Raw genomic sequence first — 15,819 nt, 5'->3', positions numbered from 1 at the left:
GGGTGAGGCGCCACACGTCGCGAGGTTGCCTCTCCTTCGGCCTCGACGTGCGGTGCGAAGCTGTATGGACAAGCTCCTGTGTGCCCGGGACGGTTGAGTCCTGGCTCACTCACGGCTGGCTGGAAGACCGGCGGGGCTCAGCGGAGTCGCGATGGCCGATTGGCCGCCGCCACCACTCCGTAGATTTGAAACAGCCCATCAGCCAGTGCGCTTCCGCGATGTCAAGGATGACGTTGCCGACCCAAGGGATTGGCTCGAAGCGGAGCATCCCCTCCTGGATGTGCACTGGCTCCCAATCCAGGTCGTGGTGGAGAAGGACCGCATGCGGCTCACCGCGACGCTGCCAGAAGACCATGGGTTCGTGGACCTCGTTCTCGAAGGGTTTGACGATGTCGTCCGGAGCGAACTCGACGTTCGCCATGTCCGCCCACCTACCGACTCCCTCGCGTTCCCGTGCCAGATAGCGCCGCATGACCTGTACGAACGCGTTAAGGCTCGCATCGTCCAGTACGGACTCCCGGGAGACGGTGATCGACTTCACCTTCTTGCGTAGCGCCCTGCCCCGGCGGAGCTGGCGGGTCGCATTGGCCCAGAAAAGCCCGCCGCGCTCGGGATCGTGGACCACACAGAGAACGGGAAGGCTGCCATCGCGCCAGTTATTCCCGTGATTGCCGACCGGTACGCGGTGCCCGCGTCTCGTTCGGGTCGAGACTCCGCCCTTCACCTGCACGGTCAGGGAATCCTCCGTCCGCTGTCCGCTATCGACGAAGGTGATGTGCAGATCCTCGCCGTGGTCGTTGCCGCCGTCTATCTCCTGCACGATGTGGCCGTGCCGTTCCAGCAGTGAACGCACCTCATTCACTGCCATGCGTCCGATACGCCTACTTTCGAGCACCTTCGGCATATAGCTCCCTCTTCACGAATGCGGGGGGACCAGATTAGGACCAGCCACTGACACGCATGTCTCCTTCGGAGAACGTGGCGGGACGTGCAGCCGCGTGCCCGCCTGGTCAATTGCTGTCGCCATGGGAACCGTGAGATCGAGGACGACCTGATCCGGCGCAACCCACTCTGGGGCGGGGGCTGGGCGAGCTGACCAGCCGCGTCCGCATGGCGGCGCCCGAGCTGACCGCCGCGCTCCTGGCGACACCAAGTCGGAAGCGGGGAAGCGGGTCGTGGTCCTGCCGGCCTTTCTCCGGACCGACCTCCGGCGTCACCTCGACGGGTATGCGGAGAAGGGGCCGGACTTCTGTTCGTCGGGGAGAAGGGCAAGCCGTTCCGGCGTTCCACCGTCGGGCCGAAATGGCGCAGGGCTCGCGCGCTCGTCGGTATGCCGGAGGGCTTTCGCTTCTACGGCCTTCGTCACACGGGGCCACACCCTGGCCACCACCCGGTTCGGGGCCACCCTGAGGGCACGATGGTCCGCGCCGGCCAGTCGTCGGAGAGGGCCGCGCTGATCTACCAGCACTCGGACCTTGAGCGACAACAGGAGGTCGCGAGCGGCCTGAATGACCTCGTGCGGTCTGCCCGTAAGAAGGCTGATCAAGGGCCTTCTGGTCCGGATCTGGTGCGAGTGTCTTGAACTGGTCCAGACAGCAAAGAAGCCCCCGGCCGCTGGCCTGGGGCTTTTTCATGGAGCGGGTGACGAGAATCGAACTCGCGCTCTGAGCTTGGGAATCACAGTTTACGTTGGCCAGGCTGTGTGCCTGACCTGCGAGGGAGCGCGTCTGTCGTGCGTCTACTTCGCCATCTATCACCTGTCGTTGACCGTGATTGACCACTCGTTCTGGTGCTCATCTGGTGCGGTCAGATGATGAGGCGGACGGCCCACAGCCGCACCGACCGGTCAGCGACGGCCAAGCTGGCCTACCGAGGCCCGGAGGCGGTAGCGAGCCCGCACACGTCAGGGCATACGTCCCCAGAGTTGCCGCAAAAGATGACATTCGACCCAATGTGGAGAATCGAGGATATTGCAACTCCAGTGCTGTTAATCTCCCCTTAATCTCGACGAGCGAAGGAGTTCCCCGATGGTGGATGCGTCCTCGGATTTTCTTAAGCAGAAGATATCGGAGTTGGGTGAAGGTGATCCCCGCCGTCAGTTGGAGAAGCTCTGCCAGGAGAGGCGCATCGACTGCTCCTGGATTTGGTATGAGCCAATTGGTCTTCGTTTCCGTGTGGACTTTCCAAATGGCAGGGAAAAGAGATCGCAAATTATTAGTGCAGGGGATGCTGAGAAATTTCTTTCGGTTGAGTTCCCTGCTTTTATCTACCTAGGTGACTTCGACGGCGTATTTTTTCCGGAGTCGCGGACAATAGAGGCGGCGGTGCGATCTAATTTCTCAAATCTACTCTTCCATGATATTCCAGGTGTAAGGAGAATCGATCACCCGCAACTGCACCTGCCTGGCATGGAAGAAGAAGTGGAAGACGACGCGAGGCCAAACGCAAAAATCAGAACAAACGATGCCTGGATCTTGGAGTTCGATCCAACGCCAGATCGCCCCGATTTGCGCGTGCAGATTGGGTCTGCATCTCGTGAATTCAATGTGGTGTCGGATCGCAGGCGGAGAAGAGCGCCTGCATCGGAAAGGAATGCACTTCCGTACGGATTGGGGCGCTTCCCGACCATACGAATTTCTGGCGTTCAAGAGGTCCGACATGACGACGTACTAGATATTTTGAATAGAGTTTCTGGTGCTGTCTTCTTTGAGCTGGATCTCCAGTATGGCGTAGCGACCTCCATCCTCCCGTCCGTTGCGTCCGAAGTGGCGCGAAGTCGAAGCAGGGTGCAGCAGGAGAAGGCTCAGCAGGCACCACGGAATCCAACAAATCAGTATCCGGAAAAGCCGCTGAGCCTTTACTGGTACGGGCGCTCTAGCGGAATTCCTCTTTTGGAGTATCTTGCCTACTATCAGGTTCTGGAATATTTCTTCCCTAGCTTTAGTCACCGGGATACGCTGGAGAAGCTGCGTAACGAACTCCTGGACCCCCGCTTTCGACCCGACGACGACAGTAACCTAGTGAGGATAATTGGATTGGCTTCGGGTGCAGGGAAAGGGTACGGGAGTGAGCGAGAGCAGCTACGTTCCACGATATCGGGATGCGTGACTGAAGAGCACGTCCGAGACTTCATAGAAAGCAGCGACATTCTTCAAGAGCACTTCTCTGGAAAACAAAAGATTAAAGATGTTGCTCATCTTAATCTAGGTGACACGAAGAATGATTTTCTTACCGCGGTCGCGAATCGCGTCTACGACATTCGGTGCCGTATTGTACACACAAAGGAGGATGGGGGTAAGTCGGCAACTAATCTCTTGCTGCCATTCTCCAAAGAAGCTGAGCAGCTCGGTCCCGATATTGAGTTGGTGAAGTACCTGGCTCAAAAAGTGCTGATAACCGGCGCCTCTCGCTTGCATCTCTAGTAGGTGCCACTTTGATCTATCAATCAGCGGAACGTTTGAGGGGTATGTCGTCAACTGTTTCGGCGGTAATGCAAACTAGCGTTCTTATCCCACGCTCGTTACACATAAATAGTTCCTGATGGGTCGGGCGGCGATAGCCTCTGCCACGACTCACCCGGCTCCCATCCCGTCCGCCTTCGGCCCACACGTCGTGGAGCGGGCGTGGTTCAGGGCGTCAAGGTGGAGCGCGCCACTGTACGAACGACCTTGACGCCCTGGGCCGCGGCTGCTCGGCTTTGCCTGGGTCGAAGGTGGTCGGGATGGGAGCCCACAACGCTCACCACGCTCCGGCCGGCACTCGCGAACGGCGCCCCATCCATCCCGGAGTCTGAGCGCCCCCGCCGGAGGCATGTCTTGAAGCTGCGGGTGAACTTCTCGCTTCCGCCCGCTGCACGTAGCGCGCCGCCTGGCGCGGCCAGCCGGGGCGAAGACAGAGGCAGGCCGCGCCGCTGAGGCGGCGCGCGCCCGCGCCGTGCGCGGGCCTTGATGAAGTAGAGAAACTCTTACCGCACTGCGTGAGTCAGTGTGTGTCCGGTCCCGGGAAGTAGCGAGCGGGGACACGTAGGCTGCGGACAGTGACCTACGACATCATGTTCCTGCGGGTGCTCCCGGGACGCACTTTCGGCGAGACCCTGGAGGAGATCAACTCCGCCTACGACCCGGATGCCGACCTCAAGCCCATGAACCTTACTGGTGAGGATCGTGCCGGTTGGGACAGGCTCATGCAGCGGATATTGCGGGAGGTCGGCCCGGTCGCCACCGAGGAGTTTCCGTACAGCCTGACTCTGTGGCGTGACGGGCCTGCTGGTCATCTGCAACTGGACTACGACGGAGACTCGGCCAACATCGAGATCCCCTACCGCTACCCAGGAAGCGAAGCGTTGCCGATCACGGCCGAGGCGTATCGAATCGGACGGATGGTTGAGGAGGAGTGCGGTCTCGAAGGCTACGACTACGAAGTCGAGCAGCCTGTCCGAACCGGCGATATCGAGGTGGCGGCAGCCAGGCTCGGTGGCATTGCCCGCTGGGCGCAGGAGACTCTCACCTGACCCGCACTTAAGCATGACGTCACTGCGTCTGGTTCAGCCGGCGGCCGTCGTGGCTCCGCACGTGGGGACCGGCTCCGTCCAGGGCGTCAAGCAGGCGGATCGCGTAGACCTCGGACATCCGCTCGGTGATCTGCTCCGGTGTGAGCCAGTCAACCGCGGTGGACTCGGATGACGTGCGCTCGGTGCCCCCGGAGGGCTTGCACCGGAAAACCATGGCGACGATGCCTCTGGTGGTGTTCTTGTAGACCCCGGTGAGCTCGTCGACCTCGACGTGAATGCCGGTCTCTTCCCAGACCTCGCGGCTGACCCCCTGCTCCGGGGACTCTTCCAGCTCCAGTACTCCGCCGGGCAGCTCCCATGTCCCGTTGTCCGCGCGGCGGATCGCCAGGAGCCGGCCGTCCTCGCGCACGACTGCCCCCGCCACGGACACACTGTGCTTCGGCGTTGACGTGGCTTCCTGGGCGCTGTTACTCATGTACAGGAGCATAGGAGAGTGAGTAGGTCGATGGGAACAGCAGTAGGAGGTGGCAGGGCCGTACCCCGGTACGTTCAGATCGCCGACGAGATCGTTCAGCAGATTAGGGCAGGTGTCCTGAAGCCTGGCGACATGGTGCCGAGTGAGTCGGAGTTGGTCGACCGCTACGGCGTATCCGGCGGCACTATCCGCAAGGCCATGGTGGAGGTACGCGCGAGCGGCTTGGTGGAGACCCGGCAGGGCAAGGGCTCCTTGGTGAAGGCCCGGCCTCCAGTGCGTCATCGGTCTTCGGACCGCTTCCGGCGTTCGCATCGCAAGGGTGGCAAGGCCGCGTACCTTGCGGAGTCGGAGCAGGCCGGTGCGACTGCCAAGGTGAGCGTGCTGTTCATCGGCCCGGCCGACGCACCCGACGACATCGCGGATCGCCTCGACGTCGAACCCGGAACCAAGGTGCTGGCCCGCCGCCGCCTCTACTTCCGCAACGGCACACCGGTCGAGACTGCTACGTCATACCTGCCGTGGGACGTTGTGAAGGACATCCCGGAGCTGTTCTCCGAGAACCCCGGCCCCGGTGGGATCTATGCCCGACTCGAAGACGACGGCCATGTCTTCGCGGAGTTCGTCGAGACTCTCCAGGCGCGGCCGGCCTCGAAGGCGGAATCCTCTGAACTCGCGCTGAGTCCCGGCTCCCCAGTCGTTCACCTCATCCGTGATGCCGTGACCGAAGAGGGTCGTGTGGTCGAGGTCTGCGACACCCTCATGGCCGCTGACCAGTTCGTCTTTAGCTACCGGATCCCCGCTACCGACTGACGCCCACTCAACTCGCCACAGCCCGCTGCGATTTCTTCTTCGCGGCGGGTTGACTCATGTACAGGAGTGATGCACTCTTCTTCATGTCACTCATGTACATGAGTGATGGAGTTGAGCACCTACAGAGGAGTGATCTGCTGTGCGTCAGATTCCCGTCGACACCACGAACGCGACCGTGATGGTCGCCAAGGCCCCGCAGCCGAAGGTCAAGGACCGCCGTACCGGTGAGATCGCCCTCGACAAGGACGGCGTGACGCTGATGACGGTGGAGGTCATGTTCTCCACGCCGGAGGAGGTGGAGATCCTCAAGCTCACCGTTCCCCAGCCGGGTGTCTCCGAGGACCTGGCCATGGGCACCCCGGTCGCGCTGACGGGGCTGGTTGCCTCGGCGTGGGAGAACGAGTTCAACGGGCAGAAGCGGCACGGGATCGCGTTCCGGGCGGTCGCTGTCACCTCGCTCGCCGCCGCTGCGTCGCAGCCCAAGGCGGCCTGACCATGACCGGCTTCACGGTCCCCCTGGTGCTGGTTGTCGCTGCCGCAGTGGTCCTGCGGTGGCGGCGCCCGGCCTGGTACTGGCTGGTCTTTGGTGCGGCCCTCGCCGCTGTGCGGGTTCTGGTCCGCTACGTCTCCGTGATGGACGCGTGCGGGCTGACCGTCCCGCCCTCCCGCTGGCGCCTGGCGTTAGCCCGGATGACCAACCGGCCTGTGCCGGAGTCCCGCGCCCCGCGCATCCTGCGCGTCCACCCCACACGCACCGGCCTGGTGCTCCGCCTCAAGCTCCGCCCCGGACAGGACGCTTTCGACGTCTCCGCCGCCACAGACAGGCTTCGGCACTCCTTCGGTATGTACGGGGTGACCTCCCGTGAACTGCGATCCGGCGTCGTCGAGGTGCGGATGACCGGCTACGACGTTCTCAAGCGGGTGCAGATGCCTGCGAAGACCGACCTGGCACCGATGCGGGTCCCGGTCGCTCTGCGGGAGGACGGTGCAGTTCACTACCGCGACTACCGTGCTGTTCCGCACGGGCTCACCCTCGGTGCCACCGAGTCAGGGAAGTCCGTCTACCAGCGCAACCTGGTGGCCGGCCTCGCCCCCATGAACGTGGCGCTGGTCGGTATCGACTGTAAGCAGGGCGTCGAACTCTTCCCGCTGGCACGCCGGTTCTCCGCACTCGCCGACAACCCAGACACCGCCCTGGAGCTCCTCGATGCGCTCGTCACGCACATGGAGGACGTCTACCAAGTGATCCGGGCCGAGCAGCGGATCACGGTGAACGTGGCGGACGCGGAGATAGCCGCTGACATCTGGGACCTGCCCGACCACCTGCGGCCGGTCCCGGTCGTGGTCCTGGTGGACGAGGTCGCCGAACTTGCCCTCTTCGCCTCGAAGGACGAGGAGAAGCGCCGGGACCGGATCATCACCGCTCTGGTCCGCCTCGCCCAACTCGGCCGTGCTGCCGGGATCTACCTGGAGATCTGCGGACAGCGCTTCGGCTCCGAACTCGGCAAGGGCATCACCATGCTCCGCGCCCAGCTCACCGGCCGCACGGCCCACCGCGTCAACGACGAAGCCTCCGCCAACATGGCCTTCGGCGACATCGCCCCCGACGCCGTCCTGGCCGCGATCCAGATCCCCACCGAGACTCCCGGCATCGCCGTCACCGGAGATGCCTCCGGCGGATGGGCCCGCATCCGTGCCCCGCACACCTCGCTGCGCCAGGCCGTGAACGTCTGCAACCGGCACGCCGACCGAACCCCGGACCTGCCTGGCCTCGCAGCCTTCCGGCCCGTCGTCGGCTCCCTGGCCCCGGCCTCCGAGCCGCTCGCCAAGCCTGCCTCCGTCACCGCCTGATCCCTCCCGTACCCCCGGGTGGCGCGACCGCATCGCGCCGGGTCCCTACCCGCTCCATGCCTGAAGGAAGGGAGACCGACTCCCATGTGTGAGCGCATCGAAGACTTCCACCGCACCGTCCTGATGCTCGGCGCCCTGGCCCTGTACGCCAACACCCCTGGTGCCGACGACGCGTTCATCGACACCATCGGCCCGTCCCTGGCCGCGTCGCTTCCGGAGCCTCCGCCGGGCATGTTCCCGCCCGGCTACGACCCCGCCGACGGTCCCGACTACCCCGGCGGCTCGTGATGGCCCGCCCCGCGTTCCGCGTGGACGCCGTCCTGGTCCAGGCCGTCATCGCCGGTGCCCTGTCCTTCGCCCACCTCCACGACCTCGCCGCCGCCGCCGGGCAGGACGGCTGGAAAGCATGGGCCTACCCCATCTCGGTGGACCTGCTCCTGGTCGCCGCCTGGCGACGCCTGCGCAGTGAAGGCCCCTCCCGGCTGGCCTGGTGCTGGTTCCTGATCGCCCTGGTGGCCTCGCTGGGTGCCAACGTCGCCACAGCCGGATTCCTCGACCTCGCCCACCCGCCGGCCTGGCTGCGCTTCGGCATCGCGGGCTGGCCCGCACTCGCCTTCCTCGGCGGCACCCTCCTCGCCCACTCGCACTCCACCGAGGATCCGCAGCCAGTCCCGCCGGCACCCGCTACCCCGGACCCCATGACAGAAGTCGAGCGGGAACCAGTCCCCCATCCGCGACCGGAGCACGCGCCCATCGCCGCGGCTGCCGAGGACACCCCGGCACTCGCCCCCGCCGCTCCCGTCGTTTCGGTCGGTCCGCCGGTCCCGGCCGCGCTGGTCGACCACGCCCGCAAGCTCGCCGACGACCACCACGCCCGCACCGGCACCCGGATCGACACCGACACCCTGCGCGCCCGACTCGGTGTCCCCCCGCAGCTCGCCGAGACCATCGCCGCCCAACTTGCCTGACCAGAAGGGAGAACCACCGCCATGCCCGCTCGTGACCACTTCCACTCCGTGATGCGGATCGGCCCGGTGCAGATCGGCACCCACCGCGACCGCCACGGCCACACCAAGCACGCCGCCGTCTGCAGCTCGGACCGCTGCGGCTGGTCCGCCGACTACTCCAGCCAGAGCGCCGCCCAGCTTGCCGCCCGCACCCACCGCTGCACCGCCCGATAGGAGACCGGCCCCGTGGATGTCCCGCTCTGGTTCGCCCTGATCATCGTCGGCTGGCTCGGTATCAAGCTCATCCGCCCGCCGCTCTGGCTCGTCGTGGTCCTCCTGCTCGGCGGCTACCTCCTCGCCGACAGCCTCCTTTCCCCCGCCATCGACACCGCCATCAAGTAGCAGCTCGCGAAGGGAGATCCACCATGTTCAAGCCCAAGGTTCCGACCATGCCCCAGCCCACCGGCCTCATCACTCCGCCAGCCGTCGTCGAGCCGACCGCCGTGGTCCAGCAGAGCCCTACCCCGCTGGTTGCTCCGACCGCTGCGGCCAGGCCGACCGTCCAGCTCACGCCTGGTGCCGTCGTCGCACTCGTGGGCGGTGGGACGGCCGTCGTCCTGGTCGTCGGCGCGGTCCTGGTCTCGATGCTCCTCGCGGTCGCCATCACCGGCTCATCCGTCGCCATCTGCGCCCTGGTCATCCGCTCGCTCATCGCCTCCGCAGACCAGCACCGCTGACCGGCCTCCGGGCGGTGCCACAAGCCGCCAAGCATCGCCACCGCCCGGACGGCCCACGCAACCCCTTCCAACCGCATCGAAGGAGAACCGTGGACACCCAAGCGCTCGCCCTCGCCTTACCGCTCATCGGCTGGGCCTCACACACCGCCCTGCTCACCCACCGGCTCGCCACCGCCCGCCGGGACCCGCTCACCGGCCTTCGCACCCGAGCCGGATGGACCGCCCTCGCCGAACGCGTCATCCGCCGGCACTCGGATGCCGTGGTCCTGCTGCTCGACCTCGACGACTTCAAGAACCTCAACGACTCTCACGGCCATGCCGCCGGGGACTTCGCCCTGGCCGTCACCGCCGAACGCCTCGCTAACTGGTGCGGCCGTCATCACGGAATCGCCGGGCGCTTGGGCGGAGATGAGTTCGTCGCCATCGCCCGCCAGGCCCCGGACTTGGAGAGCCTTCAGCGCGCCCTGAACCAGCCCGTGGCCCACGCCGGGCGTCGGCTCCCGGTCTCCGTATCCGTCGGCTCCTGCCACGTGAAGGACCTGCCGGTCCGCAACCTCTCCGACGCACTCGCCACCGCCGACTGCGCGATGTACGCGGCCAAGGGAACGGCCGGCCGACGCGGCACCCGCACGCTCCACCGCTGACCGGCCTCCGGACGGCGCACAAGCCGCCAAGCATCGCCGCCGCCCGGACGGTCCGGCCCCTTCCAACCGCAATCGAAAGGACCACCATCATGGCCCAGCACAGCCCCGCCCCAACGCGTATCTGCCCGTCCTGCGACGGCTTCCCCGCCGTCGCCATCGACACCGGGACCCTCCTCGACGACGGCACCCGCGCCACCCTCCTGATCACCTGCCGCCCCTGCCAGGGCACCGGCTCGACCCGCACCACCGCGGCTTCGGCTCCGGTCGTCCAGCGGGAGCACGCGTGACGGACACGATCCTCACGGGTCTGGACCCGGCCACCCTCGGCGACATGCTGCGGGTGGCCGGGTCCACCGGCTTCGACCGCTGGCAGGACCAGATCCGCCGCACCGGCGGCTGCTCCAACCCCATCCACCTCTCCGGCTGGACCCTCACCAAAGACAGGACCACCGGCCAGACCCTGCACCGCTACTCCACCGACACCGAGCCCGGCGGACGGCTCCGCGTCGCCTGCGGCAATCGCCGCGCCTCCCGCTGCCCGGCCTGCGCCTGGACCTACTCCGCCGACACCTACCACCTGATCCGCGCCGGACTCGCGGGCGACCAGGACAAGGACCTCCCCGCCACCGTCCGCGACCATCCCCGCGTCTTCGCCACGCTCACCGCCCCGTCCTTCGGCCCTGTCCACAACCGCCCCGACACCGGCCGCTGCCGCTGCGGAGTCCAGCACGCACCCGACGACGCCGCCCTCGGCACGCCGCTCGACCCCGACACGTACGACTACGCGGGTGCGGTCCTCTTCAACAACCACGCAGGGGATCTGTGGCAGCGCTTCACCAACCGGCTCCGCCGCGAGATCGCTGCCCGCGCCGGCCTCACCCAACGCGAACTCAAGGAAACAGCACGGGTCTCGTACGGCAAGGTCGCCGAGTTCCAAAAGCGCGGAGCCGTCCACTTCCACGCGGTCATCCGCCTCGACGGTCCGGACGGACCTGACAGCCCTCCGCCCTCGTGGGCCTCCGTGCAGCTGCTCGACGACTCCATCCGTGCGGCCGCCGCGCACGCGTACACGACCATCACCGTCCCGGCCGCCGCCGGCCACCCCGCCCGTCCGTTGTGCTGGGGCACCCAGCTCGACATCCGCCCCATCCGCGCCTTCGACGCCGGGACCGACATCACCGAACAGGCCGTCGCCTCCTACGTCGCCAAGTACGCCACCAAAGCCGCCGAGACGACCGGCACCATCGACCGCCGCGTCGGCAACCGCGAAGCCCTGGTCCTCCTCGACGTACCCGACCACCCGCGCCGACTCATCGAAGCCTGCTTCGACCTCGACCCGCTCTACCCGGACCGGCGCCTACGCGCCTGGGCCCACATGCTCGGCTTCCGCGGCCACTTCTCCTCCAAGTCCCGCCGCTACTCCACGACCCTCGGCGAACTCCGCAAGGTCCGCGCCGACTACCGCGCCGCCCAGCAGCGCGAAGAACTAGGCCTGCCCGACCCGGATCAGGACCCGACCGTCCTCGTCCTCACCGACTGGCAGTACGCCGGACAGGGCCACAGCCCCGGCGAATCCGTCCTCGCCGCCTCAATCGCCAGGAACCTGCAACACAACCGCGAAACCGCCCGCGACGCCCTCGCCGACCTGGAAGGAGAACGGTCGTGACTGACCCCCTGCTCACCGTCGACCAAGCCGCCGAACGCCTCGGAACCACCGCACGCTTCCCGCGCCGCCTCATCGCCGAACGCCGCATCGCATTCGTCAAGGTCGGCAGCCACGTCCGCATCAAGGGGAGCGTCCTGGAGGCGTACATCGAGGGCAACACCGTGCAGCCCATACGCCGTCGTCGGTCCCGCTACGGGAGGGCGGCCTGATGGGGAACGCGAAGGGAAGCCGCCGGCGCTTCGGTGCCGTGCGTCAGTACCGGTCCGGCCGCTGGACCGCGAGCTACCTGGGGCCGGACGGGCAGGAGTTCCGTGCGCCCGAGACCTTCGACACCAGGAGGGCTGCCGAGGTCTGGCTCTCCCAGGTCGAGGCCGATCTCACGCGCGGGGACTGGCAGGACCCGGACGTCGGAGCGGTGAACTTCAAGGAGTACGCGCTTCAGTGGGTGGACGAGCGTGGTCTCTCCGCCACCACTGAAGAGCTGTACCGGCGGCTCCTGCGGCTCCATCTGCTGCCGACCTTCGAGGGCCTGGACCTCGACGAGATCACCGCACCCCGCGTCCGTACCTGGCGGACCGAACGGCTGACGTCCACCGGGGCCGCCACGACCGTCGCCAAGGCTTACCGGCTCCTCAAGGCCGTCATGGAAACCGCGGTTGATGACGAGCTGATCCGCCGCAATCCCTGCCGCATCAGGGGCGCCGGAAAGGAGTCGTCCGCCGAACGCCAGATCGCCACGGTCGGCCAGGTCGACGCGCTCGCAGACGCCCTCGGGCCTCGCTGGCGGCTGATGGTCTACCTCGGTGCCTACGGTCCGATGCGGCCGGAGGAACAAGCGGAGCTGCGGCGCAAGGACGTCGACCTGGACGAGATGAACATCCGCGTGCGTATGGCCGCGCCCGAGCTGACTACCGGTCGGCGTGCTCCCGGCGACACCAAGTCGGAAGCAGGGAAGCGGGTCGTGGTCCTGCCGGCCTTTCTCCGGACCGATCTCCGGCGTCATCTCGACTGGTACGCGGAGGAAGGGGCGGACGGACTTCTGTTCGTGGGGGAGAAGGGCAAGCCGTTCCGGCGTTCCACCTTCGGGCGGAAATGGCGCAGGGCTCGCGCGCTCGTCGGTATGCCGGAGGGCTTTCGCTTCTACGACCTTCGTCACACGGGGCACACCCTGGCCACCCGGTCCGGGGCCACTCTCAAGGACACGATGGTCCGCGCCGGCCAGTCGTCGGAGAAAGCCGCGCTGATCTACCAGCACTCGGATCTTGAGCGACAGCAGGAAGTCGCGAGCGGTCTGGATGACCTCGTGCGGTCCGCCCGCAAGAAGGCCGAGGAGAACCCTTCTGGTGCGGATCTGGTGCGAGGTCCTTGAACTGGTCCAGACAACAAAGAAGCCCCCGGCCGCTGGCCTGGGGCTTTTTCATGGAGCGGGTGACGAGAATCGAACTCGCGCTCTGAGCTTGGGAAGCTCATGTTCTACCATTAAACTACACCCGCGAAGCGCACCGATGATCAGCAGCGCATCGCCCACACTGTACCCCATCGCAGCCCCCCGGCGTGTCCGTCGTGGGGTCCGTGTGCCGTTCCGGAGTGTGGATGCGGCTGCGGGTGAGGGGAGTTGAGGGCGTAGCGTGAGCGGGCGGAGTGCCGCCTGGAGTGGCGTCCTGTTCATCCCCTAATGTGGCGGTCTCGTCCATGGTTTGTTGGGGAAGGGACTTGATGGAGTCGATGGAGCGCACCGTCGTCCGCTGTGCCGAAGGGCACGTTTTCGCTACCTCGTCGTTCCCGATGCAGCAGCTCGGGTCCGAGCGGATCGGCCCCGGGCGGCTCATCCGCTGTCCGCGTTGTGCGCGGTTGCGGCAGGCCGTGCCCGTGGCGTTCGAGGAGCGCTAGAGGGGTGCCAGGGGTGTGAGGCAGGCGCGCGGGGTGGTCCGGTTGGGGTCGGCTCGCGCGTTCTGCGTATCCTCGGTGCGTGCTTCTCTCAGATAAGGACCTCCGGGCCGAGATCGACGCCGGGCGGGTTCGCATTGACCCGTTCGACGCTTCGATGGTGCAGCCCTCGAGCATCGATGTGCGGCTCGACCGCTACTTCCGGGTGTTCGAGAACCACCGCTATCCACATATCGATCCCGCCGTCGAACAGGTGGACCTGACCCGTCAGGTCGAGCCGGACGGTGACGAGGCGTTCATCCTCCACCCCGGGGAGTTCGTCCTGGCCTCGACGTACGAGGTCATCTCGCTCCCCGACGACCTGGCGTCGCGGCTGGAGGGGAAGAGCTCGCTCGGGCGGCTCGGACTGGTGACGCATTCCACCGCAGGCTTCATCGACCCCGGTTTCTCGGGGCACGTCACTCTGGAGCTGTCCAATCTGGCGACGTTGCCGATAAAGCTCTGGCCGGGGATGAAGATCGGGCAGCTGTGCATGTTCCGGCTGACCTCGTCCTCCGAATTCCCCTACGGATCCGATCGCTACGGATCGCGTTATCAGGGCCAGCGAGGGCCTACCGCCTCGCGTTCCTACATGAATTTCCATCGGACTCAGGTGTGATACGGCATGGCTGGTGAAGCGCGGGAGAACCTGACGTACGAGGCCTTCGGGCATGCCGTGCGTGAGCTGGCACAGGCGGTGGCCGACGACGGCTTCGAGCCGGATGTCGTGCTGAGCATCGCGCGCGGCGGGGTGTTCGTCGCGGGCGGTCTGGCCTACGCCCTGGACTGCAAGAACATTCATCTGGTGAACGTCGAGTTCTACACCGGAGTCGGCACCACGCTGGAAATGCCGGTCATGCTGGCGCCCGTCCCGAATGCCATCGACTTCACGCAGAAGAAGGTCCTGATCGCCGATGACGTCGCCGACACCGGCAAGACGCTGAAGCTGGTCCGCGACTTCTGCATCGATACCGTGGCCGAGGTGCGCAGCGCGGTCATCTACGAGAAGCCGCAGTCGCTCGTGAAGTGCGAGTACGTGTGGAAGAAGACCGATCGGTGGATCAACTTCCCGTGGAGCGTGGAGAAGCCGGTCGTGCGCCGGGACGGACAGGTTCTCGACTCGTGAGTATGTGCGGGAGGGCCTAGCACCCGCGCGAGAAAGGGCTCCCGGTGCCTGGCACCGGGAGCCCTTTCTCATTTCGTACGGTCGTCAGATCGTGCCGAGCTTGATGATCGAGAGCAGTGCGATCAGCTGGATCGCCGAGGCGCCCAGGGCCTTGGGCCACGGCAGGTCGTGCGACTTGCTCACCATCGCGGTGAACAGCGCGCCGGCGGCCAGCCAGGTGATCCAGCCGAGGATCTGCACCAGGGAGTTCTCGCCGCCGAGGAACAGGGCGAAGACCAGGCGGGGCGCGTCCGTGATCGACATGATGAGCATCGACAGGCCCACGGTCGGCTGCCAGGAACCCGTACCGCCCAGCTGGCGGGCCAGGGTGTGGGTGACCGCGCCGAGGACCAGTCCGCCGATGACGAAGCCGACGCCGGTGAAGATGACGTACGGGGCGGCCGTGGAGACCTCCGCGTGGATCGCCTCGTCGCGCGCCTGGTCGAAGCCGAAGAGCGCGAGCAGACCGTAGACGAACGTCACGACGAGAGCGGGGCCCCAGACGGGGTAGTCGCGCATCTGCCAGAACGTCGGCCCCGGCCGCATCACGATGCCGCCCAGCAGCTGTTTCCAGTCCAGTCTGGGGCCCGCGGGCTGCGCGGGGGCCTGCCCGCCCCGGTAGGTGTTGCCGTCGCCGTAGGGGTCCTCGTTGATGCTGAACGCCTGGGTGTGCCCTGGGGCGTTGGCATACGGGTCCTGCTGCGACGGCTGGTGGTGCGGTTCGCCGAAGTACTCCGGTTCGCCGTGTCCGCCTGCCTGCCCGTTCCCACCCCCGTGTCCGTTGCCGCCGTGCCCGCCGCCGTACGGGGCGCCCTGGGGGCCTGCGTACGGTGCGCCGCCGCCTCCCGTGGGGGGCCACGACTGCCGGCCGTAGGGCGGCGATGGTGCCTGCGCGCCGTACGGCTGTTGCTGCTGCGGGTGTTGTTGCGGTGTGCGGTTGTCCCGGCCGCGTCCGATCCTGAATCCAGCCACACGTCGAACGTACCTGGTCCGTGCTGGTGCGGGGTGTGGGCCGGGGGAACAGGGGCGCCTTTGCGGCCTAGCTGTGACATCCCCTAGGGGGACCCTGGGGGGCCTGCGGTACCCCG

At 66.5% G+C, this 15,819-nt stretch carries 20 protein-coding genes and 1 tRNA gene; 17 read left to right on the top strand and 4 right to left on the bottom strand.

Translation table 11 applies throughout. The features are described from left to right. Positions 1-109: 109 nt before the first annotated feature. Positions 110-904, bottom strand: a complete 795-nt coding sequence (locus ABZ441_RS09060) for a DUF4365 domain-containing protein (protein WP_358969939.1) — start codon at positions 902-904, stop codon at positions 110-112. Between the two features lie 1,123 nt (positions 905-2,027). Here ABZ441_RS09060 and ABZ441_RS09055 point away from each other — a divergent pair. Then, the gene (locus ABZ441_RS09055; protein ID WP_358969937.1) at positions 2,028-3,422 is read left to right on the top strand and encodes a hypothetical protein; all 1,395 of its coding nucleotides are present in this window, start codon (positions 2,028-2,030) and stop codon (positions 3,420-3,422) included. Between the two features lie 614 nt (positions 3,423-4,036). After that, the gene (locus tag ABZ441_RS09050; protein ID WP_358969936.1) at positions 4,037-4,510 is read left to right on the top strand and encodes a hypothetical protein; all 474 of its coding nucleotides are present in this window, start codon (positions 4,037-4,039) and stop codon (positions 4,508-4,510) included. A gap of 19 nt (positions 4,511-4,529) precedes the next feature. On the opposite strand, the gene ABZ441_RS09045 is transcribed toward ABZ441_RS09050, so the two are convergent. Beyond that, a complete protein-coding gene (locus tag ABZ441_RS09045) occupies positions 4,530-4,997 on the bottom strand; it encodes an NUDIX domain-containing protein (protein WP_358969935.1) in 468 nt (155 codons plus the stop codon). Between the two features lie 18 nt (positions 4,998-5,015). Here ABZ441_RS09045 and ABZ441_RS09040 point away from each other — a divergent pair, with 18 nt between their 5' ends. From ABZ441_RS09040 to ABZ441_RS08980, 13 genes are all read left to right on the top strand, one after another. After that, positions 5,016-5,795, top strand: coding sequence for a GntR family transcriptional regulator (locus tag ABZ441_RS09040; RefSeq protein WP_358969969.1), 780 nt, complete (start codon positions 5,016-5,018; stop codon positions 5,793-5,795). Positions 5,796-5,934: 139 nt separating this feature from the next. Then, positions 5,935-6,288, top strand: a complete 354-nt coding sequence (locus ABZ441_RS09035) for a hypothetical protein (RefSeq protein ID WP_358969934.1) — start codon at positions 5,935-5,937, stop codon at positions 6,286-6,288. Between the two features lie 2 nt (positions 6,289-6,290). Further along, positions 6,291-7,646, top strand: coding sequence for an FtsK/SpoIIIE domain-containing protein (locus ABZ441_RS09030; RefSeq protein WP_358969933.1), 1,356 nt, complete (start codon positions 6,291-6,293; stop codon positions 7,644-7,646). Positions 7,647-7,730: 84 nt separating this feature from the next. Further along, entirely contained in the window at positions 7,731-7,934 is a 204-nt protein-coding gene (locus tag ABZ441_RS09025) for a hypothetical protein (protein ID WP_358969931.1), read from the top strand. Next, positions 7,934-8,614 (top strand): DUF2637 domain-containing protein, encoded by a 681-nt coding sequence (locus tag ABZ441_RS09020; RefSeq protein WP_358969967.1) that lies wholly within the window; start codon positions 7,934-7,936, stop codon positions 8,612-8,614. Before ABZ441_RS09025 ends, ABZ441_RS09020 begins: the two co-directional genes overlap by 1 nt. A gap of 21 nt (positions 8,615-8,635) precedes the next feature. Further along, complete coding sequence (locus ABZ441_RS09015; RefSeq protein WP_356663266.1) at positions 8,636-8,827, top strand: mobile element transfer protein; 192 nt, start codon at positions 8,636-8,638, stop codon at positions 8,825-8,827. Between the two features lie 12 nt (positions 8,828-8,839). Continuing rightward, positions 8,840-8,995, top strand: coding sequence for a hypothetical protein (locus ABZ441_RS09010; protein WP_358969929.1), 156 nt, complete (start codon positions 8,840-8,842; stop codon positions 8,993-8,995). A 23-nt stretch (positions 8,996-9,018) separates the two neighbouring features. After that, positions 9,019-9,330, top strand: a complete 312-nt coding sequence (locus tag ABZ441_RS09005) for a SpdD-like protein (RefSeq protein ID WP_358969927.1) — start codon at positions 9,019-9,021, stop codon at positions 9,328-9,330. Between the two features lie 89 nt (positions 9,331-9,419). Further along, positions 9,420-9,974 (top strand): GGDEF domain-containing protein, encoded by a 555-nt coding sequence (locus ABZ441_RS09000; RefSeq protein WP_358969926.1) that lies wholly within the window; start codon positions 9,420-9,422, stop codon positions 9,972-9,974. Between the two features lie 89 nt (positions 9,975-10,063). Further along, the gene (locus ABZ441_RS08995; protein WP_358969924.1) at positions 10,064-10,261 is read left to right on the top strand and encodes a hypothetical protein; all 198 of its coding nucleotides are present in this window, start codon (positions 10,064-10,066) and stop codon (positions 10,259-10,261) included. Continuing rightward, complete coding sequence (gene repSA, locus ABZ441_RS08990) at positions 10,258-11,640, top strand: replication initiator protein RepSA (protein WP_358969922.1); 1,383 nt, start codon at positions 10,258-10,260, stop codon at positions 11,638-11,640. Before ABZ441_RS08995 ends, repSA begins: the two co-directional genes overlap by 4 nt. Beyond that, on the top strand, positions 11,637-11,849 hold the full coding sequence (locus ABZ441_RS08985) for a helix-turn-helix domain-containing protein (protein WP_358969920.1): 213 nt from the start codon (positions 11,637-11,639) through the stop codon (positions 11,847-11,849). Before repSA ends, ABZ441_RS08985 begins: the two co-directional genes overlap by 4 nt. After that, positions 11,849-13,009, top strand: coding sequence for a tyrosine-type recombinase/integrase (locus ABZ441_RS08980; RefSeq protein WP_358969918.1), 1,161 nt, complete (start codon positions 11,849-11,851; stop codon positions 13,007-13,009). Before ABZ441_RS08985 ends, ABZ441_RS08980 begins: the two co-directional genes overlap by 1 nt. A gap of 51 nt (positions 13,010-13,060) precedes the next feature. Here the strand turns inward: ABZ441_RS08980 and ABZ441_RS08975 are convergent. Next, positions 13,061-13,134 (bottom strand) — tRNA-Gly (locus ABZ441_RS08975). 475 nt (positions 13,135-13,609) lie between these two features. Between ABZ441_RS08975 and dcd the strand changes: the two genes are divergently transcribed. After that, positions 13,610-14,185, top strand: coding sequence for a dCTP deaminase (gene dcd / locus ABZ441_RS08970; protein WP_205018981.1), 576 nt, complete (start codon positions 13,610-13,612; stop codon positions 14,183-14,185). 6 nt (positions 14,186-14,191) lie between these two features. Then, positions 14,192-14,692: a phosphoribosyltransferase gene (locus ABZ441_RS08965; RefSeq protein ID WP_358969916.1), complete on the top strand. Its 501-nt coding sequence runs from the start codon at positions 14,192-14,194 to the stop codon at positions 14,690-14,692. An 84-nt stretch (positions 14,693-14,776) separates the two neighbouring features. Here ABZ441_RS08965 and ABZ441_RS08960 read toward each other — a convergent pair whose 3' ends face one another. Beyond that, positions 14,777-15,703: a Yip1 family protein gene (locus ABZ441_RS08960; protein WP_358969914.1), complete on the bottom strand. Its 927-nt coding sequence runs from the start codon at positions 15,701-15,703 to the stop codon at positions 14,777-14,779. Between the last annotated feature and the right edge of the window lie 116 nt (positions 15,704-15,819).

Origin of the sequence: Streptomyces sp. NPDC005752 (assembly GCF_040630715.1) — a bacterium.
In the GTDB taxonomy this organism is placed as follows: Bacteria; Actinomycetota; Actinomycetes; order Streptomycetales; family Streptomycetaceae; genus Streptomyces.
This window is presented reverse-complemented; position numbering and strand designations above follow the sequence as displayed.